This window comes from Chryseobacterium electrogenes (assembly GCF_053553015.1).
The window spans coordinates 121,842-146,778 of the sequence record NZ_JBNPPB010000002.1 but is presented as its reverse complement, the minus strand read 5'-3'; the positions used below and the strand labels follow the sequence as shown (position 1 = coordinate 146,778).

The 24,937-nt window shown below is 34.2% G+C and carries 23 protein-coding genes and 1 tRNA gene; 19 read left to right on the top strand and 5 right to left on the bottom strand.

The window, feature by feature from the left end:
- Nucleotides 1–3 precede the first annotated feature (3 nt).
- A complete protein-coding gene (locus ACQQ6V_RS00665) occupies nt 4–762 on the bottom strand; it encodes an ABC transporter ATP-binding protein (protein WP_448843670.1) in 759 nt (252 codons plus the stop codon).
- Between the two features lies 1 nt (nt 763).
- Nucleotides 764–1,804 carry a FecCD family ABC transporter permease gene (locus ACQQ6V_RS00660; protein ID WP_448843669.1) on the bottom strand — a complete coding sequence of 347 codons (1,041 nt, stop codon included), beginning with the start codon at nt 1,802–1,804 and terminating at the stop codon, nt 764–766.
- Between the two features lie 238 nt (nt 1,805–2,042).
- Here ACQQ6V_RS00660 and ACQQ6V_RS00655 point away from each other — a divergent pair, with 238 nt between their 5' ends.
- From ACQQ6V_RS00655 to ACQQ6V_RS00640, 4 genes are all read left to right on the top strand, one after another.
- Nucleotides 2,043–4,187, top strand: coding sequence for a TonB-dependent receptor (locus tag ACQQ6V_RS00655; protein ID WP_448843668.1), 2,145 nt, complete (start codon nt 2,043–2,045; stop codon nt 4,185–4,187).
- 11 nt (nt 4,188–4,198) lie between these two features.
- The gene (locus ACQQ6V_RS00650) at nt 4,199–5,464 is read left to right on the top strand and encodes a DUF4374 domain-containing protein (protein WP_448843667.1); all 1,266 of its coding nucleotides are present in this window, start codon (nt 4,199–4,201) and stop codon (nt 5,462–5,464) included.
- A 79-nt stretch (nt 5,465–5,543) separates the two neighbouring features.
- Nucleotides 5,544–7,295 carry an ABC transporter ATP-binding protein gene (locus ACQQ6V_RS00645; RefSeq protein ID WP_448843666.1) on the top strand — a complete coding sequence of 584 codons (1,752 nt, stop codon included), beginning with the start codon at nt 5,544–5,546 and terminating at the stop codon, nt 7,293–7,295.
- 18 nt (nt 7,296–7,313) lie between these two features.
- Nucleotides 7,314–9,062, top strand: coding sequence for an ABC transporter ATP-binding protein (locus ACQQ6V_RS00640; RefSeq protein ID WP_448843665.1), 1,749 nt, complete (start codon nt 7,314–7,316; stop codon nt 9,060–9,062).
- 86 nt (nt 9,063–9,148) lie between these two features.
- On the opposite strand, the gene ACQQ6V_RS00635 is transcribed toward ACQQ6V_RS00640, so the two are convergent.
- Nucleotides 9,149–9,222, bottom strand: a tRNA-Ile gene (locus ACQQ6V_RS00635).
- 62 nt (nt 9,223–9,284) lie between these two features.
- On the bottom strand, nt 9,285–9,683 hold the full coding sequence (gene mce / locus ACQQ6V_RS00630; protein ID WP_448843664.1) for a methylmalonyl-CoA epimerase: 399 nt from the start codon (nt 9,681–9,683) through the stop codon (nt 9,285–9,287).
- 255 nt (nt 9,684–9,938) lie between these two features.
- Here mce and rbfA point away from each other — a divergent pair, with 255 nt between their 5' ends.
- The 9 genes from rbfA (at nt 9,939) to ACQQ6V_RS00585 (ending at nt 19,090) form a co-directional block, all read left to right on the top strand.
- Nucleotides 9,939–10,301, top strand: a complete 363-nt coding sequence (rbfA, locus tag ACQQ6V_RS00625) for a 30S ribosome-binding factor RbfA (RefSeq protein ID WP_448843663.1) — start codon at nt 9,939–9,941, stop codon at nt 10,299–10,301.
- Between the two features lie 17 nt (nt 10,302–10,318).
- A complete protein-coding gene (locus tag ACQQ6V_RS00620; protein WP_448843662.1) occupies nt 10,319–11,518 on the top strand; it encodes an ABC transporter permease in 1,200 nt (399 codons plus the stop codon).
- A 63-nt stretch (nt 11,519–11,581) separates the two neighbouring features.
- Nucleotides 11,582–12,721, top strand: a complete 1,140-nt coding sequence (locus tag ACQQ6V_RS00615) for an endonuclease (protein ID WP_448843661.1) — start codon at nt 11,582–11,584, stop codon at nt 12,719–12,721.
- 213 nt (nt 12,722–12,934) lie between these two features.
- Nucleotides 12,935–14,002 carry an endonuclease gene (locus ACQQ6V_RS00610; RefSeq protein WP_448843660.1) on the top strand — a complete coding sequence of 356 codons (1,068 nt, stop codon included), beginning with the start codon at nt 12,935–12,937 and terminating at the stop codon, nt 14,000–14,002.
- Nucleotides 14,003–14,064: 62 nt separating this feature from the next.
- On the top strand, nt 14,065–14,793 hold the full coding sequence (locus tag ACQQ6V_RS00605) for a shikimate dehydrogenase family protein (RefSeq protein ID WP_448843659.1): 729 nt from the start codon (nt 14,065–14,067) through the stop codon (nt 14,791–14,793).
- A 139-nt stretch (nt 14,794–14,932) separates the two neighbouring features.
- Entirely contained in the window at nt 14,933–16,741 is a 1,809-nt protein-coding gene (locus ACQQ6V_RS00600) for a DUF349 domain-containing protein (RefSeq protein WP_448843658.1), read from the top strand.
- Nucleotides 16,742–16,753: 12 nt separating this feature from the next.
- The gene (locus tag ACQQ6V_RS00595) at nt 16,754–17,392 is read left to right on the top strand and encodes an HI_0983 family protein (protein ID WP_448843657.1); all 639 of its coding nucleotides are present in this window, start codon (nt 16,754–16,756) and stop codon (nt 17,390–17,392) included.
- Between the two features lie 52 nt (nt 17,393–17,444).
- Nucleotides 17,445–18,476, top strand: a complete 1,032-nt coding sequence (ribD, locus tag ACQQ6V_RS00590) for a bifunctional diaminohydroxyphosphoribosylaminopyrimidine deaminase/5-amino-6-(5-phosphoribosylamino)uracil reductase RibD (protein ID WP_448843656.1) — start codon at nt 17,445–17,447, stop codon at nt 18,474–18,476.
- Nucleotides 18,477–18,493: 17 nt separating this feature from the next.
- Entirely contained in the window at nt 18,494–19,090 is a 597-nt protein-coding gene (locus ACQQ6V_RS00585) for an IMPACT family protein (RefSeq protein ID WP_528072281.1), read from the top strand.
- A 3-nt stretch (nt 19,091–19,093) separates the two neighbouring features.
- Here ACQQ6V_RS00585 and ACQQ6V_RS00580 read toward each other — a convergent pair whose 3' ends face one another.
- Nucleotides 19,094–19,804 carry a zinc metallopeptidase gene (locus ACQQ6V_RS00580; protein WP_448843654.1) on the bottom strand — a complete coding sequence of 237 codons (711 nt, stop codon included), beginning with the start codon at nt 19,802–19,804 and terminating at the stop codon, nt 19,094–19,096.
- A gap of 107 nt (nt 19,805–19,911) precedes the next feature.
- Between ACQQ6V_RS00580 and ACQQ6V_RS00575 the strand changes: the two genes are divergently transcribed.
- The 6 genes from ACQQ6V_RS00575 to ACQQ6V_RS00550 all read left to right on the top strand — a co-directional run bounded on the left by ACQQ6V_RS00575 (nt 19,912) and on the right by ACQQ6V_RS00550 (nt 24,854).
- Nucleotides 19,912–21,045, top strand: a complete 1,134-nt coding sequence (locus ACQQ6V_RS00575) for a GNAT family N-acetyltransferase (protein ID WP_448843653.1) — start codon at nt 19,912–19,914, stop codon at nt 21,043–21,045.
- Nucleotides 21,046–21,395: 350 nt separating this feature from the next.
- On the top strand, nt 21,396–21,761 hold the full coding sequence (locus ACQQ6V_RS00570; RefSeq protein WP_448843652.1) for an NADH-quinone oxidoreductase subunit A: 366 nt from the start codon (nt 21,396–21,398) through the stop codon (nt 21,759–21,761).
- Nucleotides 21,762–21,840: 79 nt separating this feature from the next.
- Nucleotides 21,841–22,398 (top strand): NADH-quinone oxidoreductase subunit B, encoded by a 558-nt coding sequence (locus ACQQ6V_RS00565; protein WP_448843651.1) that lies wholly within the window; start codon nt 21,841–21,843, stop codon nt 22,396–22,398.
- A 10-nt stretch (nt 22,399–22,408) separates the two neighbouring features.
- Entirely contained in the window at nt 22,409–22,903 is a 495-nt protein-coding gene (locus ACQQ6V_RS00560; RefSeq protein ID WP_448843650.1) for an NADH-quinone oxidoreductase subunit C, read from the top strand.
- Nucleotides 22,904–22,979: 76 nt separating this feature from the next.
- A complete protein-coding gene (locus tag ACQQ6V_RS00555) occupies nt 22,980–24,203 on the top strand; it encodes an NADH-quinone oxidoreductase subunit D (RefSeq protein WP_448843649.1) in 1,224 nt (407 codons plus the stop codon).
- A 141-nt stretch (nt 24,204–24,344) separates the two neighbouring features.
- Entirely contained in the window at nt 24,345–24,854 is a 510-nt protein-coding gene (locus tag ACQQ6V_RS00550; protein ID WP_448843648.1) for an NADH-quinone oxidoreductase subunit NuoE family protein, read from the top strand.
- The last annotated feature ends 83 nt before the right edge of the window (nt 24,855–24,937 follow it).

Below are 24,937 nucleotides of genomic sequence, written 5' to 3'. Positions count from 1 at the left end.
TATTTAATAATAACTAATACAAATATTTTGAGTTGATGGATGCGTAAAAACTTCACAATCTACATCGTAAACTTTCGAGATAATTTCTTTGGTCATAACATCTTGTACCAAACCGTGTTCTACAATTTTTCCTTCTACAATAAAATAGATATAATCACAATATTTTGCAGCTAAAGAAAGGTCGTGAAGCGCTGTCAATACGCTCACATTCATATCTTTTATCGTTGATAAAACTTCCATTTGGTATTTGATATCAAGATGATTGCTGGGTTCATCCAGAATCATAAAGTCAGCTTGTTGCGCAATAGCTCTCGCCAATACTAATCTTTGTTTTTCGCCACCAGACAAGCCTGTAACATATTGATTTCTCTTGTGTAACAAACCTGTTTTTTCTAAAGCTTCTGTCACCATCTCTTTATCATTTTTACTTTCTTTTTGAAGATATTTCTGATGTGGAATTCTGGCTGTCATCACCACTTCTTCTACAGTAAAATTGAATGCAAACAACTGAAACTGGCTAACCACAGATAATTGCCTTGCAATTTCTTTGGACTTATAAGATTTGATGGATTTCTTATCAAGAAGAATTTCGCCTTTCTTGGGTTGTAAAATCCGATAAACAGATTTCAGTAAGGTTGACTTCCCGCTTCCATTTGGTCCGAGAATCCCAACAAATTGTTTTGACTTAACGTGCAAATCAATAGATTCTAAAATTGTTTTTTCTCCAATATCAACTTGCAGTTCTGTAACTTGTAGCTCCATCTTAATTAGAATATGAATAGTTTTTACGAATCATTATGTATGCGAAGAAAATTGAACCTATTAATGAGGTAAAAATCCCAATCGGAAATTCTTTATATCCCATATAAGAGCGGGAAAATGTATCTGCTAACATCATAAAAATAGCACCCAAGAAACAAGAAATCGGGATTAAAAATTTATGATTTGATCCAAAAATCGCTCTTCCAATATGCGGAATAATTAATCCTACAAAACCAATAATTCCTGTTTTAGAAACCAAAAAACCGACAATTAATGATACAATGACAATATAGATCGTTCTAAGAAAATTAACATTAATACCCAGCGTGATGGCAATCTCATCGCCTTGTAGAAAAGCATTAAGCTGTCGGTATTGTGACCAGAAAAAGAAAACCGACAGACCAACTAACACAAAAGGTAGTAAAAGATCATTCCATTGGATAGAACTCAAAGAACCCATTGTCCAAAAGGAAATTCTGGTAATTGTATCTTGTGATCCTAATAGCGTGAGGATAAAATTAGCGATCGCTTGGAAAGCAGCGTTAACAATCATTCCTGATAAAATCAGTTTTGTAGTGGAAATTTTCGATTTATAAGAAGATAAAAATAGAACCGCAAAAGATGCCATTAACGAACCTAGAAAGGCAGATAATCCAAGTCCAAAACTTCCTGCAAAAAAAGGAATCCAAGTTCCTGCAAAAATAAAGACAACGGCTCCCAAATAGCCTCCAGAAGAAACTCCAATAATAAAAGGATCGGCTAAAGGATTCTGTACCATTGCCTGCATTACAACCCCACAAATCGACAAGCCCACCCCCACAATAATCGCCATTATAATTCTAGGAAATCTCAGTTGCCAAAGGATATTCATCTGGACATCATCTAATGGAGAATCAAAATTTGAAAATTTGAAGCGAATTAATTCTAATACTTTTCCACTAGGGATATCTACCGCTCCACAACTTACCGAAAGACAAAAAACCAAGCATAAAACCATACTAAGAATCAAGCACCAGAGTGGGAATTTCATTTCTGTTTTCATTATTTAATCTCAATAATATTTTTAGTAATCATTAAGCCTTTTCAATTCTATCCAGAAAAAGCAAGACAAAGGTACCAATCCGTAAGGCTTATTTTTAATCAATATAAATAATAATCCTTTTAACGTCATTAATAATCCTTTTAACGTCATCCATCGCTTATCCCTATGTCTACTTTTGTAAAGTCTAATCGAGGTGACATACGATTACAATTTATTAATAAAAACTACCCCCGAGGTAATGAATAAGTACTATCTATCCACAATTATTTTACTATCACTTCCGCTTTTTGGTCAAGAAGATTCTCTTAAGTTACAGCAGATAAAAGAAGTAACCATCGAAAAAATTAACCAAAGCGAGAATGTCGCTAGACAACCTATAAAAGCCAATGTTCTGGATATGAAAACCGTCCGAGAACAATCTTCTTCTGTTATCGACTTGATGAACAGAACCACTGGTGTAAGAGTAAAGCAAGACGGAGGTCTAGGAACCCGCGCTAATATTATTCTTAATGGTTTTCAGGGTAATGCTATTAAATATTTCCGAGATGGGATTCCGATGGATTATCTCGGGAATGCCTTTAATTTTTCTATTGTTCCTGCCAATAGTATTGACCGAATCGAAATCTATAAAGGAATTTCTCCTGTAGAATTGGGAGCAGATGCGCTAGGCGGCGTCATTAATATTGTGACCAGAAATATAGAAAAACCGAAATCAGCAGACATTTCTTATCAGATTGGTTCATTCAGCACTCATCGTTTTACAAGCAATCTCTACAGCCGGAATAAGAATAACACTTGGTATAATGGATTCAATTTTTTCTACAATTATTCTGATAATGATTATAAGGTTGATGTTCCTGTAACAGATTCTGAAACCGCTACATCTAGAATAGAAACACATCGATTATTTCATAATAAATTCAATAATGCTTTTGGAGAAGTCTATACAGGCCTGAAGAATCAAAGTTGGGCAGATGATATCCGCTTAACCATCACTGGATTTTATTTGAGCAAAGACCGAAATTATGGATTGACGATGAACTATCCCTTCGGAGCTGTGAATAACGAAATGTATTCTGTAATTCCGACATTGCGCTATCAGAAAAAACTCTTTAATGATAAATTAAAAATCGACCAGTTTTTAGTTTACAATACGCTTCACACCAAATTTACAGATATCGCTAATGGTTACTATGATTGGTATGGTGATTATCACGAAGTCCCTAATAGAACCGGAGAATCTACGGTAAGCGGAAGTCTTCAGAAACTTAAATTTTCAAATTTCATCTCAAGAACCAATGCGCAATACAAATTAGGTGCAAGCTCGTCTCTTCAGCTTAACGCCATTTATTCCGCAACATCCAGAACAGGTTCAGACCCTTATGGCGAGAAATTTCCAGTTTCGGGCAAAGATCTGCTGTCGGCTAAAAATCGATACAAAAAATTGATTTTAGGTTTAGGCTACAGAACTCAAGCCTTGGATGAAAAACTAACGAATGATTTGGCTGTCAAATATTATATTCTCAATACCGAAGGCTACGAAAGTTCCAAGATTTCTGACACAGAAGGCTTCCGTACTAAAAGCACCAATAAATGGGGTTTTTCTGAAGCTTTGAAATATCAATTTAACACCAATCTTTTCGCAAGACTTTCTGGAGAATTAGCTTATAGATTGCCTGATCAGGAAGAATTTTTCGGAGATGGAAACTTTATCAATAGTCATTTTGCTTTAAATCCAGAAAAGAGCTACAATGCCAATCTTGGAATTAATTATACCAAAAAAAATAAGTTCTCATTAGAAACTAATATCTTCTACAGAAGAACTTATGATATGATCCTGTTAATCAGTACAGGCATCTACGGAAGTTATGAAAATGTGAGCAAAGTCAAGGGATTAGGCGTTGAGATGGACGCATCTTATCAACCTTTGTCATGGTTAGAATTCCGAGGAAATTACACATATCAGGATTTCCGGTTATTTGGGCAAAATGACCCGACCTATGACGGTTCAAGATTGAGAAACACGCCTTATTTCTTTGCTAATCTAGGCATTTATACACATTTCAAAAATATTTTAACGTCTGATGACAAGTTCAATCTCTATTGGAACTATGGTTTTGTTAGAGAATACTATCTGGATTATATCCCGAAAGCGTACGAAGCTGATGGATTCTTAGGATTATCCGGTTCTCCAAAAGTGAACGTCAGCGCCTATACAATCCCGAGCCAGAATCTACACACCGCAGGATTGACCTGGAAACCACCTGGCCGATGGGGATTGGGGCTGGAAGCAAGAAATATTTTCAATTCTAAAATCTATGACAATTACAGAATTCAAAATGAAGGATTCAATATCAATTTTAAAATCAATTTATCATTATAAACTATTACATTATGGATCATAACCAATACCTGAAATCAGGAAAAATCGCAGGATTAATATTAGCAGGATTATTAACTTTTAGTTCTTGCTCTAGCTCAGATGATGACATTAAAAAAGAGCCAACAACAACAACAACAACAACCAATAATTACGTCTTACTTACGGGAGATCTTACCGCCAGTCCTTATGTAGGTTATATTTCTACATTTTCATCTTTGCCTTCGGGGGATTTTTCTAACATCAAAGAAGGCTCACTTTCTGTAAAAGCCAACGGAATCAAATATTACGGAAAATGGATTTTCCAGCGTTTACAGCTTGGGAGAGTCCAGTCCACAGATGACGGAATTTTACGTTACTCTTTAGATTCCAAGGGAAATATGGTACAGGATGGTGAAATCAAAGGAATGTCATCCAACTTCTACATCCACAACGACACAACAGGTTATTATGCTGATACAAACAGAGGATTATTAAAACTTCAGGTTTTCAATCCTTCTACAATGCAGAGAACGGGAGAGATTGATCTTTCTGCTGTTGCAACTTCACAATATGGTCCATATCAATCTGTGGCATCAAGCTTAATAGTTGCCAAAAACGGAAAACTATATGTAGATATTATATATGGTACCAAAGAAGGAAAAGGTAGTTTTTTATTAGAAGATGCTAAAGGTTTTGTTGATATCGCAGTTATAGATATTGCCACAATGAAATACGAAAAAACAATCAGAGATAAGAGAATTAACTCTGTTGGGTATCCCGGAAATGCTAACCAAATGTGGGCAATTGGAGATGACGGCGCTCTCTATCTATGCGCTCATGGCCTAGGAAAAACAGGTGCAACAAATGGTTCTGCAGTTGTAAGAATAAAAGCTAACGAAACAGATTTTGACAACAATTGGATTATCAAATCTGATAATTACTCATCTAACACATCTATAAGTACAGTTGCTGTAAAAGGTGGTAAACTTTATACTTCCTGGGGAGCAAAACCTCTAAGCTATGCAGGAATGTTAACCGATGTAACATATAGTTATTACGCATTCGATGTAGAGAATCTTTCTGCTGGTCCACAAAAAATTGCTAATACACCAGAAACTACTTACTCTTTCCAAAATGCACAAAACATTACAGTTCTAGACAATAACGTCTACTTCCGTACAGTAAATAATGCAAAAACCAACGGCTATTATGTTTTGGACGGAACTAATTCTGCCAAACCAGCCTTCAACATTACATCCGGTGGAATCGTATGGGGAATTGCAAAACTTAATCACTAATTTTTCTTCTCATCACTACTCATATCGATGTGTGTATCCGTATGTACATCAATTTTAATTTCTAAAAAAATATATAGAAATGAAACAGACAAAAACTTTATGGTTCATCATTTCTCCAATTCGCAAGAAAATTAACTGGGCGATGTTTCTTTCGTGTGTCTCATCTTTTTCTGTTGTTCTCAACCTTGTCTTGATGAGCTATCTTATTAATGCTTTGTTTAATAACGAAAAAGAAATGATTCTCTACTATTTCATAGGAATGCTTATTTGCACAACAATAGCTTATTATTTTAGGTTAAAAGCTTTTGATGTATCACATTATGCGGCTTTTCATCTAGAAGCAGTTCTTAGAAAAAAAATAGCAAAACATTTGGCGATTTTACCTTTGGGCTACATTATGGAGCATGGATCGGGCGCTTTGACAAAAGTTCTTAACGAGGATGTGAGACAATTACATGGTTTTGCGGCAGATAGTACGCCGTTGTTTGCAAGAACCTATGCTTTTCCGATTTTTACTTTGCTAGCTTTATTTTGGTTCGATTACAGAGTTGCTTTGATATGCCTTGGTATATTAATTATTGGACTAAGTATTCTATCATTTGTTATGAAAAACAATAAGGAAATTTCTCAAAAATTCAATAAAAGAAGAGAAGCCATCAATGTTTCGGTGATAGAATATGTGCAAGCGATGCCAGTTGTACGAGTATTTGATGGTGGTGAAAAATCATTTTCAAAATTCGATAATGCTCTTAATAATTTTCTTGAAATCATTATCAGCTGGTACAAACAAAATGGATTAGGCGCAAAGTTGTCAATGTTAATTCTTAATCCGTTACCAACATTTATTATTCTCTTAATTGTAGGAACGTATTGGTACACCAATAATCAGATTAGCTTTTTAGGATTGATTGGTGCATTGCTTCTAGGAACCGGAATGATGGAATCTATACTTCCCTATCGTTCTCTGATGAATATTGTTTTAAGGTCAGAAATCAGTGCGAAAAGAATTGATGAACTACTTAATGTTCAGGCTTTAAAAGAGCCAGAAAACAATAATTTAATCCCACAAGATTCAAGTATAAAATTTGAAAATGTATCTTTCACTTACGAAGGTCGAGATGACAAAGCTCTTGATAATCTCGCTTTCCAAGTTTTACCCAATACTTTCACAGCAATAACAGGTTCTTCTGGCGCAGGAAAATCGACCATTGCAAGGTTAATTCCGAGATTTTGGGATATCCAGGAAGGCTCCATAAAAATTGGAAATATTGATATCCGAGATTTAAAATCCGAAATTCTTCTGAATCATCTTTCTTTTGTATTTCAGGATAGTTTTATTTTTTCTGATACAGTTGCCAACAATATCAAAATGGGAAATGAAGATGCGACTTTAGAACAAATCATAGAAGCTGCAAAATCAGCTCAAATCCACGACGAAATTATGAACCTACCTCTAGGTTATGATACGCTTTTGCAGGAAAGAGCTAACAATTTTTCTGGTGGACAGAAACAGCGTTTGGCCATTGCAAGAGCTATATTGAGAGACAACCCAATTCTCGTTCTGGATGAAGCAACTTCATTTTCTGACACCGAAAACGAATATCAACTCATGCAGGCTTTCAAAAATCTTATGAAAAACAAAACTGTTGTGATGATTGCTCATCGTCTAGAAACTATCAAAAATGCTGACCAAATTCTGGTAATCGAAAAAGGTAAAATAGCAGAACAAGGCAATCATGAAAGCTTGATAAAAGCCAATGGAAATTATACTAAAATGTGGGAATCTTATCACGAAGCCAGAAACTGGCATATCAAAGCATCTTCTCTTTAATAGTTAAAATTTAAAATTATGTTGAATATTATTCCAGATATAAAATTATTTGCAGAGACAATTAATGTAGCAGGACCTTTGAAGAAAAAATTAAAAAAATCACTTTTTTTGATTGGGCTATCATCCGTTGTGCAAGGTTTGGCTTACACTTGTTTCTTCCCTTTGTTTATAGCATTGGGACAAAAGGATTTTAATCTCGCCGCTCAATGGGTGATTGTTGCTTTGGTATTAGTAATTATCAGTTCAATTTTCAGATGGATTGGTCAGAACTATGATTATGACGGACATTCTTCGCAAGCACAATATCAATTACGAAAAAAATTGGGGAACAAATTCAGAGAAATCCCATTAGAAATTCTTCATCAGAAACGCTCCGGACAATGGGGCGCAATCATCAGCACCAATGTGGACGAGGCTACTCTTTTTATATTGACAATAGCATCACTGATGATTTATGGGATTATCACACCGTTGACCGTTAGTATTGCTACACTATTTTTTGACTGGAAAATAGCTTTGGTAATGATGGTTATTTTCCCTTCAATCATTCCGTTTTACAGATGGCGAAAACCCGCTTTTGACCGAGGAATGAAATATATGAACGATGTCCACGCCGAACTAAATTCGGAATCAATTGAATATATCCAAGGTCTCGGAATACTGAAAGCAACAAATGGAGCCAACAAAATCGTAGAAAGACTCAATAAATCTATTGATAAAGTAGAACAAGTACAAGCTTATGGACACGGAAAAGGCGCAAGACCCAATCTTATTATTGCTTCTGTCTTAGAAACTGCAATTCTGCTAACCCTCGGTATTGGCATTTCTCTAGTTCTTTTTGGGAATAGCGACGCTATGATTATGATTGCAATGATGATTATCGTAATTCGTTTCTCAGAGTTGATTTCTAGTTTTATCCCAATGACAATGTTTTTCAGTTTAATCGAAGATGGCATCAAAAAAATGAAAGAAATGTTCGATATAGAAAAACTTCCAGAGCCAAAAGAATCCATTATTAATCCTAAAAATAATATTGAATTTAAAAATGTAAGTTTCAAATATCATCAAACTGAAAAATTAGTTCTTGATAATATTAATCTTATAATTCCAGAAAAAAAGATTGTTGCCTTTGTAGGAGCATCAGGTTCCGGAAAAACCACAATGACAAGAATGTTGATGCGTTACGCAGATGTAACTTCTGGAAAATTGCTCATTGGTGGACAAGATATTCAATCTTATAAAACTAAAGATTTGCTAGATAAGATATCGGTAGTTTTTCAGGATGTCTATCTTTTTGATGACACCATTGAACAAAATATCAGAATGGCAAAACCCATTGCAACAAAAGAAGAAATCATAGCAGTTGCCAAAAGAGCTCAATGTCATGACTTCATTATGAATCTTCCAAAAGCTTATGAGACTCACCTTGGAGAAATGGGAAATAGCCTATCTGGTGGAGAAAAACAAAGAATTTCTATTGCTAGAGCGCTACTAAAAGATACACCTATCGTCATTTTGGACGAGCCAACATCATCTCTTGATTCTCTTAGTGAATTAGCCATTCAGAAAGCAATTGATGAATTGGTAAAAGAAAAAATTGTTCTCGTTATTGCCCATCGTTTATCAACCATCATTGGCGCTGATATGATTTGCGTAATGGAAAATGGTAAAATCATTGAGCAAGGAAAGCATCAAGAATTACTTAATAATCAAGGAAAATATTCTAAGTTATGGCTTGCAGAAAGCAAATTAGAAAAAATCAATTAATTATTAATAAAAATATAATTTAATTCTATAAAAAATTGAAAGTATAAAAAAAGCACTTACATTTCTGTAAGTGCTTTTTTCTCATGTGGCCCCACTTGGGCTCGAACCAAGGACTTGCTGATTATGAGTCAGCTACTCTAACCAGCTGAGTTATAGGGCCTCAAAAACTGGCGTTTTTTTCTGTTGGCAAAAATAGTAAAAATTATCTTTCTACCAAACTTTTTATGGCTTTTCTTGACATAATTCTACAAGCACGCCATTGGTAGATTTCGGGTGTAGGAAGACAACTAGCTTATTATCAGCGCCGTCCTTAGGCTCTTCTGAGATAAAGTCAAAGCCATCTTTTTTCAATCTTTTTACTTCTTCTACAATATCTTCTACACCAAAGGCTATGTGATGTACGCCCTCTCCCCTTTTTTCTATGAATTTTGAGATTGGACTGTCGTCTTTGCTGGCTTCTAAAAGTTCTATTTTGCTATCGCCAACCTTATAGAAAGAAGTAACTACGCCTTCGCGCTCTACACTTTCTTGTTTGTAATGATCATTTCCTAATAGTTTTCTGAATAAATCGTCTGATAATCCTAATGATTTTACAGCAATCCCGATATGTTCTATTTTCATATTTTGTTTTGTAATCTTACATTGAATATTATTGACCAATCTCGCGTGAGGGCGAAGGTCATTGTTGAAGCTCGTTATTATGATATAATTGTCCCGAAGCAAAGCGAAAGTGACGATTATATCATAATAACAGCGACTGACCGTAGACCGACCAAGCGTTTCTTTTGGAAGCGGCGGAACGTAGTGGAGCCGCTGTAGAAAAGAAACGCTGGGACACGCCATAATTATGTCAAACAAATGTATTAAATTTGCACCATGAACGAAAGTAATAGACAACGAAAAGTTGCACAGATTATTCAGGAAGATTTTGCAGAATTATTCAGAAAGCAGGCTGCAAGCAGCAAAGAGAGCTTTCTTGTGTCTGTAAGTGATGTAAAAGTGACGCCAGATCTTGGGATTGCTAAGATCTACTTAAGTATATTTCCTAAAGAGTTGCGTAAGCCTATTATGAAAGAAATTGAAGAAAATAAAGCACAATACCGTAACTTTATTGGTCAGAAAATGGCAAAACAAGTACGTATTATTCCACAACTTGCTTTCTATGTAGATACTTCTATGGATGATGTAGAGCGTATTGAGAGAGAACTGAAGGGTGAAGGTGACAATCCTGTACTTTAAATTCTTAACTACAATTGGTGAAAAACAATTCTTTATACATAGCATCTCGCTACATATTAGCGAAGAAAGGTAGCCATGTCGTGACTTTTATTACATGGCTGGCGGCTTTTGCAATGATGATTGCAATTGCATCGATGTTTATTATAATATCGGTGTTTTCTGGCTTAGAAGAATTGAATAAGGATATTATCGCAAATGTCCACGCAGATCTAACGGTTAAAAATAAATCTGGAAAAACAATTTCGGATATTAATAAGGTAGTTTCTGTTTTGAAATCTAATCAAGATATTGCGCATTTCTCTAAAGTTATTGAAGAAAAAATTTATCTTGACTTTCGTAACAATGGCGAAATCGCATACCTGCGCGGTGTAGACTCTGCTTACACTTCTGTTAATCCTATTAATAAGACTTTGCTTTATGGCAGCTATCCAAGCTTTGAGTTTTCTAATGAGGTTTTGATAGAAAATCAATTGGATAATAGATTATCTATTCCGGCTAATTCTGACCAAGATTTTGCGACAATCTACATGCCAAAACCAGGCAAAGGAATTATCCAGAATGAAGATGACATTTTTAATAGAAAAGAAATTTTTGTGACGGGGATTTTCCCAGGTAACGATCAATTGGATAATTATATCATCTCTCCCATAGATCTAGCACAAAACCTATTAAGCCTACCAAAGGGATCTGCCTATCAAATTGTTATTAAACTTAAAAATCCTGCCAATGCAGATCAAGTAAAAGCAAATCTACTTTCTCAATTAAAGGATTGTACTATTAGTACAAAATCAGAGGATAATGCAGCCTTCTGGAAAATGATTAATACCGAAAAATTAATGATTTATTTAATTTTCGCCTTGGTGATTTTCATTACAACTTTTAATTTGGCTGGTGCTGTTACCATTCTTCAGTTAGATAAAAAGCCACAAGCCAAATCATTAATTTCTCTAGGATTTACTATTAAAGAATTGCGACGTACTTATTTTTATACAGGTGCATTAATCGTATTATTTGGGACTATTTCTGGATTAATATTAGGTTCGTTAATTTGCATTTTACAATTAAGAACAAGTCTTTTTATGGCGGGCGCTAACCTTCCATTTCCTGTTAAGATCATCTTCAGTAATTATATTATTGTTGGATCAATATCCTTGACGTTTGGATTTATCATCTCTTGGATTTTCTCTAAGGTGTCTAAAAATTTAAGCAAATTTTAAGCAGATTTAATTGAGCTAAGTTTTAATTTTACATAGCTTTGAAGTCCAAAATTAGATTTCAAAATGAAAAAATTTTTACTCTTAGGATTCTTAGGCTCATTTAGCTTAGGAATCTCACAACTTCCTGCTAATTATTATAATGGCACAGATGGACTGAGTGGTTACGCGTTAAAAACTAAATTAAGCCAGATTGCCACCGGTGGACATAAGGATCAAGGCTACGGCACTGGAAACTCTGGTCTATGGTTCGCTTATAAAACCACAGACATGGACACCTACTATGAAAATGACAATACCATCCTACTGATGTATTCTGAAAACCCTGCCCCCAACACACCTGGCATAAGTAATGACCCTTATAATTATAAACATGGTCAATCTAATGCAGGAGGTAACCAATGCGGAAGTACTAATCAAAATAATGAAGGATTCTGCTATAATAGAGAACACTCTATCCCAAAAAGTTTTTTTGGAGGGCAGACTGCTACACCTATGGCTAGTGATGCTCATTTTATTGTTCCTTCTGATTATTATATTAACTCCCAAAGAGGAGATCTCAACTATGGAGAAGTTGGTAACGCTTCTGTTACTTTTAAAAATGGAACTAAAATAGGCCCAAGCATAACTCCTGGATTTACAGGCACTGTTTTTGAACCAATCAACGAGTTTAAAGGAGATTTTGCGAGAATGCACCTTTATTTCATCACAAGATATGAAAATCTATTACCTTCTTTTGCAGCTTTAAACAAGCCTAACAGCCCTTTTAACGGAACTAAAGATCAAGGTTTCGAGACATGGTATATTAAGATGTTATTGAGATGGGCAATACAAGATCCTTTGTCTCAAAAAGAAATTGACAGAAACAATGCGGTACAGAAATTTCAGGGAAACAGAAATCCTTTCATCGATCATCCAGAATGGGTACAAGCTATTTTTGGAAGCTTAATGTCTACGGACAACTTATCTTTTTCTAAAAATTTCAAGATCTATCCTAACCCAGCAAAAGGCGGAACAGCAATTACTGTACAAGGTGACAATCTTAAAAAATTCGATAAAGCTTGGATCTATAATCTTGTTGGACAGAGAGTACAAGAAATCAATCAGCCATTCAAAAACGGGAATAGCATCCAACTTAATAATTTACCAAAAGGAATCTACATCCTTAAAACGGGAGAACTTAACACTAAGTTTATCGTAGATTAATACTTTCTAACATATTACAGAAAGCATCAAATTAATTTTTGGTGCTTTTTTCATTTTATATTGAAAATAAATTTTAAAACAAACACAACATTAAAACATTAACACAAGCAATAACCCAACAATAAAAACAACTTATTGTTAAATATTTAATTTTAATTATGCTAATACGTTTTTTTTTCTACCTTTATCGCCCCAAAAATTTAGACTTATAAAATGAAAAAATTACTCCTTTCGGCTTGCCTAGCGATCTATGGATTAGGTTCTGCCCAAGCGCCATCTAATTATTACAATGGCACTAGCAATTTATCTGGTTACTCATTAAAAGGTAAATTAAGTAACATTATATCAGCAGCCCACCAAGATAAAGGTTACGATGGCTTATATGACATCTACCCAACGTCTGACACCGATAACTATTATGAGAAAGATGGGACGGTATTAGATATGTACTCAGAGAACCCTGCAGGCAAGGATCCTTATAACTTTAGACACGGACAAAAACAATGCGGGAATTACAAAAATGAAGGCGATTGTTATAACAGAGAGCACAGCATCCCACAATCTATTTTTAGTAAGGCAAGACCTATGGTAAGTGACGCGCATCATGTGTTGCCTACCGATGGTAAAGTGAATGGTATGAGAAGCAACTATCCTCACGGCGAAGTTAAAACAGTCTCAGAAACCTCTCTTAATGGCTCTAAATTAGGTTCTAGCAATGTTCCTGGTTTTCAAGGAACGGTTTTTGAGCCGATTGATGAATTTAAAGGCGATTTTGCAAGAATTTATTTTTATTTCGTAACGAGATATGCTGATAAAATCCCAAATTACAACTATGCGATGTTCAGCAAAAATAAAAACCAAGGTCTTGCCAACGGTTTCTTAGAAATGCTTGAAAAATGGCATGCTCAAGATCCTGTATCTCAAAAAGAATTAGATAGAAATGATGCGATATACGAGATTCAAAAAAATAGAAATCCATTCATCGATCATCCAGAATGGGTAAGCAAGATCTGGCGTACAGAATTAGCAACAGATGAATTATCTTTTTCTAAAAACTACAAAATCTATCCTAATCCTGCCAAAAGCGGTGGTACAATTACGGTACAAGGTGATGATTTAAAGAAATTTGATAAAGCTTGGATCTATAACCTTGTTGGACAGAGAGTGCAAGAAATCAACCAGCCCTTCAAAAACGGAAACAGCATTCAGATTAACAACCTACCAAAAGGAATCTACATCCTTAAAACGGGAGAACTTAACACTAAGTTTATCGTAGATTAATTTACTAAAAAAAACCTTACTAAGACCGAAGTTATCTTCGGTCTTTTTTTTAATTTTGATCTATGGAAGCAATACGCAACTTCGGACTGTTAGGGAAAAATATATCCTACTCTTTTTCAAAAAATTACTTTGAAGAAAAATTTAAAAAATTATTTCTAAAAAATCACGATTATAACTTTTTTGATGTTCAAAATCTAGACAATATTCAGGATTTATTTAATCAAGAAAACCTCGTTGGTTTTAATATTACAATTCCTTATAAGGAAGCTATTATTCCTTTTTTGGATGAATTAAGTGATGAAGCTAAAGAAATTGGGGCTGTTAATTGCGTAAAATTAGTTGATGGAAAAAAGATAGGATACAATACAGATGCTTTTGGTTTTGAAAAAAGCCTATTAATTCATAAAAAAGAGCATCATACAAAAGCTATTATTCTTGGTGATGGCGGCGCAGCAAAAGCCGTTAAATATATTTTAGAAAAACATGGCATACAGCATCTGACCATTTCTAGAAAGTCAGAAATCAACTTTGAGAACATCAATATTGACCTTGTAAAGGAGCATTTATTAATCATACAATGCACGCCAGTAGGTACCTTTCCTAAGGTTGATGATTGCTTAGAATTTCCTTTTCATGGACTTTTGCCTCAACATTATATCATCGACTTAATATATAATCCATCAGAAACAGCTTTTATAAAGAAAGCAGCAGAGCAAGGCGCAACAACCATCAATGGATATTATATGTTAGAACAACAAGCCGAAAAAGCGTGGCAAATCTGGACAAAATAATTATTTAGACTAATCTTTTATATTAAAAAACTCCTTCACTGCAAGATCCATAAAAAAAATATAGCTAAAATTGGATAAATCCAAAAAATAAAATTAATTTAGTGGATTAATAAGTACTTCTCTAATAAAAAGTTTGGTTATGATCACAGAAACAGGACACCCTGAAAACGAAGAAAACAAATTACCTGTCGAAACCTCAGAATCTCAGAATACAGAAAATGTAGAAAACATTAGCTATTCTAAAGAAATTGAAACCGTTACCTCCTACCAAGATGACAACGTACTCTCTACTCTTTCTCTAAAAGAAACTCTAGATGAGATGGAAAAAATTGTCAATTTGACAGATGCAGGTCATCATTCTAAGACTTTTAACCAACTGAAAGAAAATGCCCAGCACATCATTCATGATGAGACGGAGGATAAAAAACATGAATTTACAGATCAAGGCAACGATATTTTGCATTTTTCGTTTACACATCCTTCCACTGCAAGATTAACGACCTTAGCCAATATTTACAGAGAAAAACTAGATGCATTTCATAAAAATCAAGATCTAGAACATCATAAAAACCTAGAAGATCGTCTAGCAATTATAGAAAATCTAAAAAATCTATATACCAATTCTGAAGCAGGCACCAATCTTTTCAAAGCAATAAGAGAGATCAAAGAAGCTTGGTCTAATGCTGGACAAGTCGCAAAGACAGAGTTTAAAAACCTTAACAATAACTATTTCCACCATCTTAAAATGTTTAACGAGATGTTGGATCTTAATAAAGAATACCTAGAGCAAGAATTCTCTCACAATCTTGAAAAAAGATTACACATTATAGAGCGTGCCAAAGAGTTACAACATGAACCTGTTGTACAAAAAGCGCTTAATGAGTTACAATATCTGCACAAACTTTGGAAAGAAGAAGCAGAACCTGTTGCCGAAGAATTCCGAGAAAAAACATGGGAAGATTTCAAAGAAATATCTAACAAAATACACGAAAGAAAATCCGAACTTCTTGCAGGAATAGAGGCAGAACATGAAGCCAATCTCGTTAAGAAAAATAAGATTATAGAAACCCTCAAAGCACTTACAGCTTCTGAGAAAACCTCTAATCATAGCTATTGGCAGAATGCAATAAAACAAGTAGAAGATCTAAGAACAGAGTTTCTAAAATTAGGAAGCGTACCTAAAAAATTATCTAATCAAAATTGGACTGACTTTAAGCAAACTCTTAGAAATTTTAATGCGGCTAAAAATAACTTTTATAAAAATATGAAAGGTAGCCAAGTTGAAAACTTAGAAGCAAAACAGCAATTAATAAAAACAGCGCAAGACAACATGTTGTCCGAAGATTGGGAAATCACAGTCCCTTTATTTAAAAAACTTCAAGACGATTGGAAAAAAATCGGACATGTACCAAGAAGCCAAGCTAATCTAATCTGGGACGAATTCCGAGAGGCTTGTAATACATTTTTCAAAAACTTTAGAGAAAAAAACAATGCCGTTAATGATAATTGGAAAGAAAACTACAAGCAAAAGCGAGCATTATTAGACGAACTAAAAACCATCTCTAATGAAGATGGAAGCGTTGATAAAATAGAGCAAATCAAAAATTCTTGGAATGCCGTAGGAAAAGTACCAAAGGAGAAATTATCCATTAATACCGAGTTCAACAAAGCCTTAAGAGAAAAATTAAAGCTTAATAAGATTAATGAATTTGACTTAAAAGATGAAAACCTTAGCGAAAATCAATTAACCGATAAAGCAAGAAAAATTAAAAATCAAATCTCTGACTTAGAAGCAGAAATCGTTAAACTAGAAAATAATTTAGCATTCTTTAAAAATCCTTCAAGAGAAAATATTTTATTGACAGACACATACAACAAGATAGATGACAAAAAAGCACAGCTAGAAAACTTGAAATCTACTTTGCATAACATCATCTCAGGCGAATAAATTATTAGAACATTGAAAAAGATAATTGCTTTCTTTGCATTAATACTAGGGATCTTCTTGGGCATAGCTCAGGATAAAGATAGCATTACTACGGATAAATCTGTTGTAGATTATATCTCTTTTCCTGGTCCTATTAAATTTAAAGGAGAAGAATTTTTCTTAACATGGAGCAAAAAAAATACCGCGACATGGTACCAACAGCAATATATACAAAGAGATGATGATCTAGAAAACTATAGAGAAAGAGTTAATATTTCATTTTTTGACAAAGACATAGATCCTTATGATGCTGCGAAAACCAAAAAAGAAAATATTGAGCAACGGAAAGAAAAAACCAAAGACAATTATTCTTTTGTTGGCGTAACAGAAAGTCCTGATGGCACAGAAGTTATTGTAGATTATCTGGTAACTATTATTCAACAGGATAAAGAGCCTTATGCAGAATATAATATCGACCGCTTCAAGACTGTAAAGGTTAATGATAAAATAGGTCTTTTGATATACTCTTATTCTAAAAGATACATTGAAGGCGATCTAAAGTACATGTCTAGAGTCGTAAATAAAGAACGAAACAGACTAATGGAAGCTGTTATTAATAGCAAGATGCCAACAATCAATTTACCTACTACTCCTGTCGGTACGACAAAATAGTAGATTTTAATACCACATAAAAAACACTTAACTTTGCTTAAGTGTTTTTTTTATGACTGACCAATTTTACATGCAACGCTGTATCGACCTTGCTAACAAAGCTATCGGTAATACCTATCCTAATCCTTTAGTAGGATCTGTTATCGTCTATGATAACCAAATTATTGGCGAAGGCTATCACAAAAAAGCAGGCGAACCACATGCCGAAATTAATGCCATTAACTCTGTAAGAAATCCCAAACTCTTAAAAGAAGCTACTATTTATGTTTCTTTAGAACCTTGTTCTCACTTTGGAAAAACGCCACCTTGCGCCTTGAAACTTAAGGAAATTGGCTTTAAAAAAGTCGTAATTGGCGCGATGGATTACAATGAACAAGTTAACGGAAAAGGAAAAAAAATCTTAGAAGATGCCAGCATAGAAGTCGTGACTGGGGTATTGAAAGAAGAGTGTGAGGACCTTAACAAACGATTTTTCACCTTTCATCAGAAAAAAAGACCTTATATTATTCTTAAATGGGCACAATCTGGTGATGGATTTATGGATAAAGATTATCGCCCAACGCAAATTAGCAATAGCCTTTCTAAGCAATATGTGCACAAAATGAGAAGCGAAGAACAAGCCATTTTAGTAGGTAAAAACACCGCGATTAACGATAATCCAAGCTTAACAGTTAGAGAAATTGTCGGTAATAATCCGATAAGGGTTCTCATTGATTTCAACTTAGACGTTTCTAGAGAGTTCAATATATACAATGATGAGGCGACAACTTTAGTTTTTAATCAAATTAAAGAAGAAAAGCTAGATCACATTCATTTTATTAAAATTGAAAAAGAAAATGCTTTGAATCAAATCATAAAACATCTTCACACATTCTCCATTCAATCTATTATTATTGAAGGTGGAAGCTTTACGTTAAAACAATTTATTGAGCATAACCTTTGGGACGAAGCTTATATTTTCCAAAACAATAATCTAAAATTAGAAAACGGAACTAAAGCACCAAAATTCAATTTTGAAGCCATAGAAGAATTAAAATTACGAGATAATTCTGTTTCAATTTATAAAAATCAAAACTCTATATAACGCCTTACATATTGGAAATTTACGACTATCAAAGCATCGAAAAACCCATTGAAGATATTTTGCTCAAAGAAAAAGGGAGCAAGTTTATTGGTTTCGCCTATCCTGTAAATTCTGATGATGATGTAAAAAAACGCCTTAATCATCTTTATGACCTTCATCCTAAGGCAACACACCACTGTTATGCTTTCAGGATTGGATTAACTGGAGAGAATTATCGTGCCAATGATGATGGAGAACCTAGTGGCAGCGCAGGATTACCAATATACAATCAATTATTAGCCCATCAGATTACTAATGTCTTACTTGTGATTATTAGATATTATGGAGGTACAAAATTAGGCGTTGGTGGTCTTGTAAAAACTTATAAAGAATCTGCAAAACTTATATTAGAAGAAGCCAATATCATTACCAAAGAGTTAGAAAGTTTTATTGAAATCAAATTCAAGTTCAATCAGCAAAACGTTATTTTTTCACTTCTTAATAGAAATAATGCACAAATTCTTGATTTCGATGCGCAACAGATTTGTGTTATTAAAGCAAAAATCAAAACTGCTCAAAAAGAAAGCATCTCAGACCAATTATCCGAGATGCTTTTAGAATATAAGTTTTATTGATTTCTAATCTCTTCGTCCTCCGAAAAGCATAGAAGCCCAATATAATAATTGCCCTAATGAGCCTATTGCTGCAACAACATAGGTTCTCGCTGCCCATTTTAGGCTATCTTGTACGCCAACATATTCTTCTGCAGTTACTGTGCCTGTATCTTTTAGCCATTTCATCGCACGATTACTTGCATCATACTCTACAGGTAAAGTTACAAAGGCAAACAGTGTTGTTACCGCAAAAAGAATAACCCCAATCGCCAATACCAATGTATTACCGCGCGGATTCTCTATACTTTGAGAAGCAAACATCACCGCTAGACCAGCCATAATAACAAATTGAGATAATGTAGAGCTGATATTAACCATTGGGACTAATTTTGATCTTAATTGCAACATAGAGTAACCAACAGCATGTTGTACAGCATGGCCTACTTCGTGTGCTGCAACAGCCGCAGAGGCAGCATTACGTTGCATATATACAGCTTCAGAAAGATTAACCGTTTTATTTTCTGGATTATAATGATCCGTTAATTGTCCTGGTACAGAAATAACTTGTACATCATTAATCCCATTATCTCTTAACATTTTTTCTGCAACTTCTTTCCCAGACATACCATTTCTGAGATGCATTTGAGAATAATATTGGAACTTAGATTTTAGTCTGTTAGAAACAATCCAACTTACCAACATCGTAAGACCAATAATAAGATAATAACCTGTCATTTTTATAAAATTTAATTAAATTAATAGTAAATATTTTTGAGTAAAAATTATGCCAAAGTTTGGTATCTCCACATAATTGAAACTATATTTGTTAATTATTGTATATTATGGCAGAGATTTTAATAAAAGAAGTTCTTACTAAGCAAGATTTGCAAGACTTCATCAACTTTCCTAACACACTTTACAAAAACAACCCTAACTATGTCCCGTCACTCATAAAAGACGAACTAGACCAATGGGATCCTAAAGAAAATCCTGCATTAAGTTATTCTGAGACCAAACAATTTTTAGCTTTAAAAAATGGTGATATTGTTGGCAGAATTGCGGTGATGATTAACCATAAAGAGGAAAAAGATCTAGGGATTAAGAAAGTCCGTTTTGGTTGGTTAGATTTTATTGATGACCAAGCTGTTTCTAAAGCTTTAATTGATAGCGCCATTAATTTCGCTAAAACTAATCAAATTACAAAAATAGAAGGTCCAATGGGGATCACTAACCTTGATAAAGCTGGTATGCTTACCATGGGTTTTGATAAATTAGCAACCATGATCGGGCTTTACAACTATGATTATTACCCAAAACACATTGAAAATCTAGGACTTACAAAAGAAAAAGAATGGGTAGAATTCGAGATTGACTTTGCCAATGTTGTTATTGATAAAGTAGAACGTTTTAATGGATTAATCAAAGAAAAATACAAGCTTAACACAATTGAATTTAAAAGCAAAAAAGAAATATTGCCGCTTGTAGAACCTATGTTCAAGTTACTAGATGACACCTATAAAAATCTATCAACCTACACACCAATTAGTAATGAGCAGATAGCACATTATAAGGAAAAGTACTTCGGTTTTATAGACAAAGACTACATTATTTGTATCGAGGACGAAAATCACCAGCTCATAGCTTTTGCCATCACGATGCCTTCTTATTCTAAAGCTCTTCAAAAATCCAAAGGCAAGTTATTTCCTTTTGGATGGTGGCACTTTTTACAAGCAGGTAAGAAAAATGACAGAGCCAACTTCTATCTTATTGGCATCCATCCGGATTATCAAAGACGCGGTGTTACTGCAATTATTTTCAAGGAAATATATGAGACATTCAAGAGCAAAGGTGTGAAGTTTCTAGAGACCAATCCAGAATTGGAAGAAAATAAAAGCGTGCAATTACTTTGGCAAGATTACAACCCAGTTAATCACAAAAGAAGAAGAACTTACAGCCTAGAAATTGATAAAAACTAATCATTTGTTTAATTTTATATTACTCCTAATAAAATAGCATTATGAAGAAACAGATTGTTATATATGCAATACTAATCATCATTTTTTTATCATATAACTTTTTCTTTCAGGTAAAAGATGAACGTACCAACACCTTGATAAATATTGTCTTTGCAAGCTTTTTATTTCTATATATCGCATATATTGCCTTTGTGATTCTAAAAAGAATTAACAAGAAATAATGAGAATACAACTATTTGTATTAATTCTAAATTAACTAAAATAGGGCTGTGACAATTTATTAAAAGCTTTTCTGTTCACAATTATAAATGATAATTTAGTAATTTTGCAGGTGATTAATTTTGAATAGCATGAACTTACCCGAAAATTACATACCAATACTCATTCAGGCTGCTGTAGGCCTAGGATTTGTAATTGTTTCCTTATTAGGCGCCCATTTTTTAGGACCTAAAATTAAGGGCGAAGTAAAAGACCAAGCCTTCGAGTGTGGTGTAGAAGTAGAAGGTGATGCAAGAACACCTTTCTCGGTAAAATATTTCTTGACAGCAATCCTTTTTGTATTGTTTGATATAGAAATTATCTTTTTCTATCCTTACGCTGTTAATTTTAAAGAATTTGGCGTACCAGGATTTATGGCAATCCTAACATTTGTAGGGATATTCTTCTTAGGTTTCTTTTATGTATTAAAAAGAGGAGCTCTAGATTGGGACAAGTAAAATAATTTTAAATTATAAATTTTGATAATTATTTAAGGAATAAAACTTAAATAAAAAATCAAGATCAAAAATAAAAAAAATGTCAGATAATAAACCAGTAGTTAACATGAATAACCCTGCTCCAGAAGGTTTTGAAGGAGAAGGTTTTTTCGCGACTAAATTAAGCAGTGTCATTGGTATGGCGAGAAGTTATTCTCTTTGGCCACTACCCTTTGCAACATCATGCTGTGGAATCGAATTTATGGCAACGCTTAATCCAACATATGACGCATCAAGATTTGGGATGGAGCGTAACTCTTTTTCTCCAAGACAAGCGGATATGCTAATGGTTTGTGGGACTATTTCTAAGAAATTAGGACCAGTTCTTAAGCAAATTTACACACAAATGGCAGAACCAAAATGGGTTGTAGCCGTTGGTGCTTGTGCATCTAGTGGTGGGATTTTTGACACATATTCTGTATTACAAGGGATTGATAAGATTATCCCTGTAGATGTCTATGTACCAGGATGTCCTCCAAGACCAGAACAGATTATAGAAGGTGTTATGCAAGTGCAAGAACTATCAAGAAGCGAAAGTCTTAGACGTCGTGACTTGCCAGAATATAGAGCTTTGCTAGACTCATACGATATTAAATAAATCAGGAATTATGACAAACGAATTTGTTTTAGAAGCTTTAACAAGAGAATTTCCTGGTGCTATTTTTAATCCATCAGAACCTTATGGTATGCTGACGGTAGAAGTTAGAAAAGAAGATGTAAAAAAAATAATTCATTATTTGAGAGACTCTTCTTTAGAAATCAATTTCTTAACAGATATCTGTGGTATTCATTATCCAGAAACTCCAGATAGAGAATTAGGCGTTGTATATCATTTGCATAATATGATGACTAATTTCAGACTTCGCATCAAGACATTTATGCCTAGAGAAAATGCAGAAGTAGATTCTTTAACAGAGTTATATGCTGGAGCCAATTGGATGGAGCGTGAGACTTTTGATTTCTATGGAATTAAATTTAAAGGGCATCCAGATCTAAGAGCAATCCTTAATATGGAAGATCTTGGTTATCATCCAATGCTTAAAGAATACCGTCTAGAAGATGGTACGAGAATAGATAAAAACGATAGCATGTTCGGAAGATAACAATAATGCAATAAGCAGTAAGCAATAAGTCAAACAACTTAAAGCCAAACGCCTAGAGCCTAAAGCATTTAAAATTATGAAAGACAACGAATTATCAAACATACTTAACCAATACGAGTCCAAAGAACAGATTGACGGTCAATTATACACCCTTAATCTAGGTCCTACTCACCCTGCTACACACGGTATTTTCCAAAACATCTTAACGATGGATGGAGAAAAAATCCTTCATAGTGAGCAGACAGTTGGTTATATCCATAGAGCTTTTGAGAAAATTTCTGAAAGAAGAAATTACGCTCAGATTACAACACTTACAGATCGTCTTAACTATTGTTCTGCTCCAATTAATAACTTTGGTTGGCACATGACAATGGAAAAATTGATCGGTGTAGAAACCCCAAAACGTGTAGATTACCTGCGCGTTATCATTATGGAATTGGCAAGGATTGGTGATCACCTAATCTGTAACGGTGTTACCGGGATGGATGCTGGTGCAATTACAGGATTGACTTATATGTTCCAAGATAGAGAGCGCATCTACGAAATGTACGAGCAGATTTGCGGTGCAAGGATGACGACTAACATGGGACGTATTGGTGGTTTCGAAAGAGATATCAACCCTAAATTTCATGAGTTACTTCAAGATTTCCTTAAAACCTTCCCTAAGCGTTTTGGAGAATTTTGTTCTTTATTAGAAAGAAACAGGATCTTTATGGACAGAACGATTGGTGTAGGTGGTATCTCAGCAGAAAGAGCATTAAGCTATGGTTTTACAGGACCTAACCTTAGAGCAGCTGGTGTAGATTACGACGTTAGAGTATCTCAGCCTTATAGTTCTTATCAAGATTTTGATTTTACAATTCCAATTGGGACATCTGGTGACACTTATGATAGATTTATGGTACGTCAACAAGAAATTTGGGAATCCCTGAAAATCATCAAACAAGCCTACGAAAATCTACCAGAAGGTAATTTCCATGCAGACGTTCCTGATTTTTATTTGCCAGAGAAAGCCGATGTTTATAATAAAATGGAAGCTCTAATCTATCACTTCAAAATCGTTATGGGAGAGACCGAAATCCCAAGAGGAGAAGTCTATCACTCTGTAGAAGGTGGTAATGGAGAATTAGGATTCTATCTAGTAAGCGACGGCGGAAGAAGTCCTTACAGATTGCACTTTAGAAGACCTTGCTTCGTATATTATCAGGCTTATCCTGAGATGATACAAGGTGCTGTTATTTCTGATGCGATTGTAACGATGTGTAGCATGAATGTTATCGCAGGAGAACTAGATGCATAATAGAAATTATAGATTTTGGATTATAAATTTTAAATTAATCTAAAATCTTTAAAATATATAAATTAATATCAAAATTGATAGGATTTTTGGAACTAAGATTTTCATCTAAAATCTAAAATCTAAAATCTAAAATCTTTAAATATGAGCGAAACAATTGCTTTTAAACCTGAAACATTACAGCAGGTTAATAAAATAATCGCAAGATATCCAGAAGATCGTAAGAAGTCTGCTTTAATTCCTATTTTGCATGTTGCACAAAAAGAATTTGGTGGTTGGTTAGACGTTCCAGTGATGGATTATGTTGCAGAAGTTCTTAGCATTACCCCAATCGAAGTCTATGAAGTGGCAACATTTTATACGATGTTCAATATGAAACCTGTGGGTAAATATGTCTTAGAAGTATGTAGAACAGGACCTTGTATGGTACGTGGCAGCGAAAAAATCCTAGATCATATCCGTACAACGCTTAATATTAAAGATGGCGAGACAACTGCTGATGGCTTGTTTACTTTAAAACCGGCAGAATGTCTAGGCGCTTGTGGTTATGCTCCAATGTTACAATTAGGGAAATTTTACCACGAGAATCTAACCATAGAAAAAGTTGACGAAATCATTGATCTTTGCAGACAAGGTCAGTTGGCTTTAGATTAATTAAAATTTTGAATTCTAAATTTTAGATTTTAAAATCAATAAAACTTAATAATAAAAGCAAAAAGGCTATCGCACTAAGCTTG

Excerpts from the sequence above, each read along its gene's own strand:
- ACQQ6V_RS00665 (WP_448843670.1), bottom strand. The coding sequence starts at position 762 with ATGGAGCTACAAGTTACAGAACTGCAAGTTGATATTGGAGAAAAAACA.
- ACQQ6V_RS00660 (WP_448843669.1), bottom strand. The coding sequence starts at position 1,804 with ATGAAAACAGAAATGAAATTCCCACTCTGGTGCTTGATTCTTAGTATG.
- ACQQ6V_RS00655 (WP_448843668.1), top strand. The coding sequence starts at position 2,043 with ATGAATAAGTACTATCTATCCACAATTATTTTACTATCACTTCCGCTT.
- ACQQ6V_RS00650 (WP_448843667.1), top strand. The coding sequence starts at position 4,199 with ATGGATCATAACCAATACCTGAAATCAGGAAAAATCGCAGGATTAATA.
- ACQQ6V_RS00645 (WP_448843666.1), top strand. The coding sequence starts at position 5,544 with ATGAAACAGACAAAAACTTTATGGTTCATCATTTCTCCAATTCGCAAG.
- ACQQ6V_RS00640 (WP_448843665.1), top strand. The coding sequence starts at position 7,314 with ATGTTGAATATTATTCCAGATATAAAATTATTTGCAGAGACAATTAAT.
- mce (WP_448843664.1), bottom strand. The coding sequence starts at position 9,683 with ATGAAAATAGAACATATCGGGATTGCTGTAAAATCATTAGGATTATCA.
- rbfA (WP_448843663.1), top strand. The coding sequence starts at position 9,939 with ATGAACGAAAGTAATAGACAACGAAAAGTTGCACAGATTATTCAGGAA.
- ACQQ6V_RS00615 (WP_448843661.1), top strand. The coding sequence starts at position 11,582 with ATGAAAAAATTTTTACTCTTAGGATTCTTAGGCTCATTTAGCTTAGGA.
- ACQQ6V_RS00610 (WP_448843660.1), top strand. The coding sequence starts at position 12,935 with ATGAAAAAATTACTCCTTTCGGCTTGCCTAGCGATCTATGGATTAGGT.
- ACQQ6V_RS00605 (WP_448843659.1), top strand. The coding sequence starts at position 14,065 with ATGGAAGCAATACGCAACTTCGGACTGTTAGGGAAAAATATATCCTAC.
- ACQQ6V_RS00600 (WP_448843658.1), top strand. The coding sequence starts at position 14,933 with ATGATCACAGAAACAGGACACCCTGAAAACGAAGAAAACAAATTACCT.
- ribD (WP_448843656.1), top strand. The coding sequence starts at position 17,445 with ATGACTGACCAATTTTACATGCAACGCTGTATCGACCTTGCTAACAAA.
- ACQQ6V_RS00580 (WP_448843654.1), bottom strand. The coding sequence starts at position 19,804 with ATGACAGGTTATTATCTTATTATTGGTCTTACGATGTTGGTAAGTTGG.
- ACQQ6V_RS00575 (WP_448843653.1), top strand. The coding sequence starts at position 19,912 with ATGGCAGAGATTTTAATAAAAGAAGTTCTTACTAAGCAAGATTTGCAA.
- ACQQ6V_RS00570 (WP_448843652.1), top strand. The coding sequence starts at position 21,396 with ATGAACTTACCCGAAAATTACATACCAATACTCATTCAGGCTGCTGTA.
- ACQQ6V_RS00565 (WP_448843651.1), top strand. The coding sequence starts at position 21,841 with ATGTCAGATAATAAACCAGTAGTTAACATGAATAACCCTGCTCCAGAA.
- ACQQ6V_RS00560 (WP_448843650.1), top strand. The coding sequence starts at position 22,409 with ATGACAAACGAATTTGTTTTAGAAGCTTTAACAAGAGAATTTCCTGGT.
- ACQQ6V_RS00555 (WP_448843649.1), top strand. The coding sequence starts at position 22,980 with ATGAAAGACAACGAATTATCAAACATACTTAACCAATACGAGTCCAAA.
- ACQQ6V_RS00550 (WP_448843648.1), top strand. The coding sequence starts at position 24,345 with ATGAGCGAAACAATTGCTTTTAAACCTGAAACATTACAGCAGGTTAAT.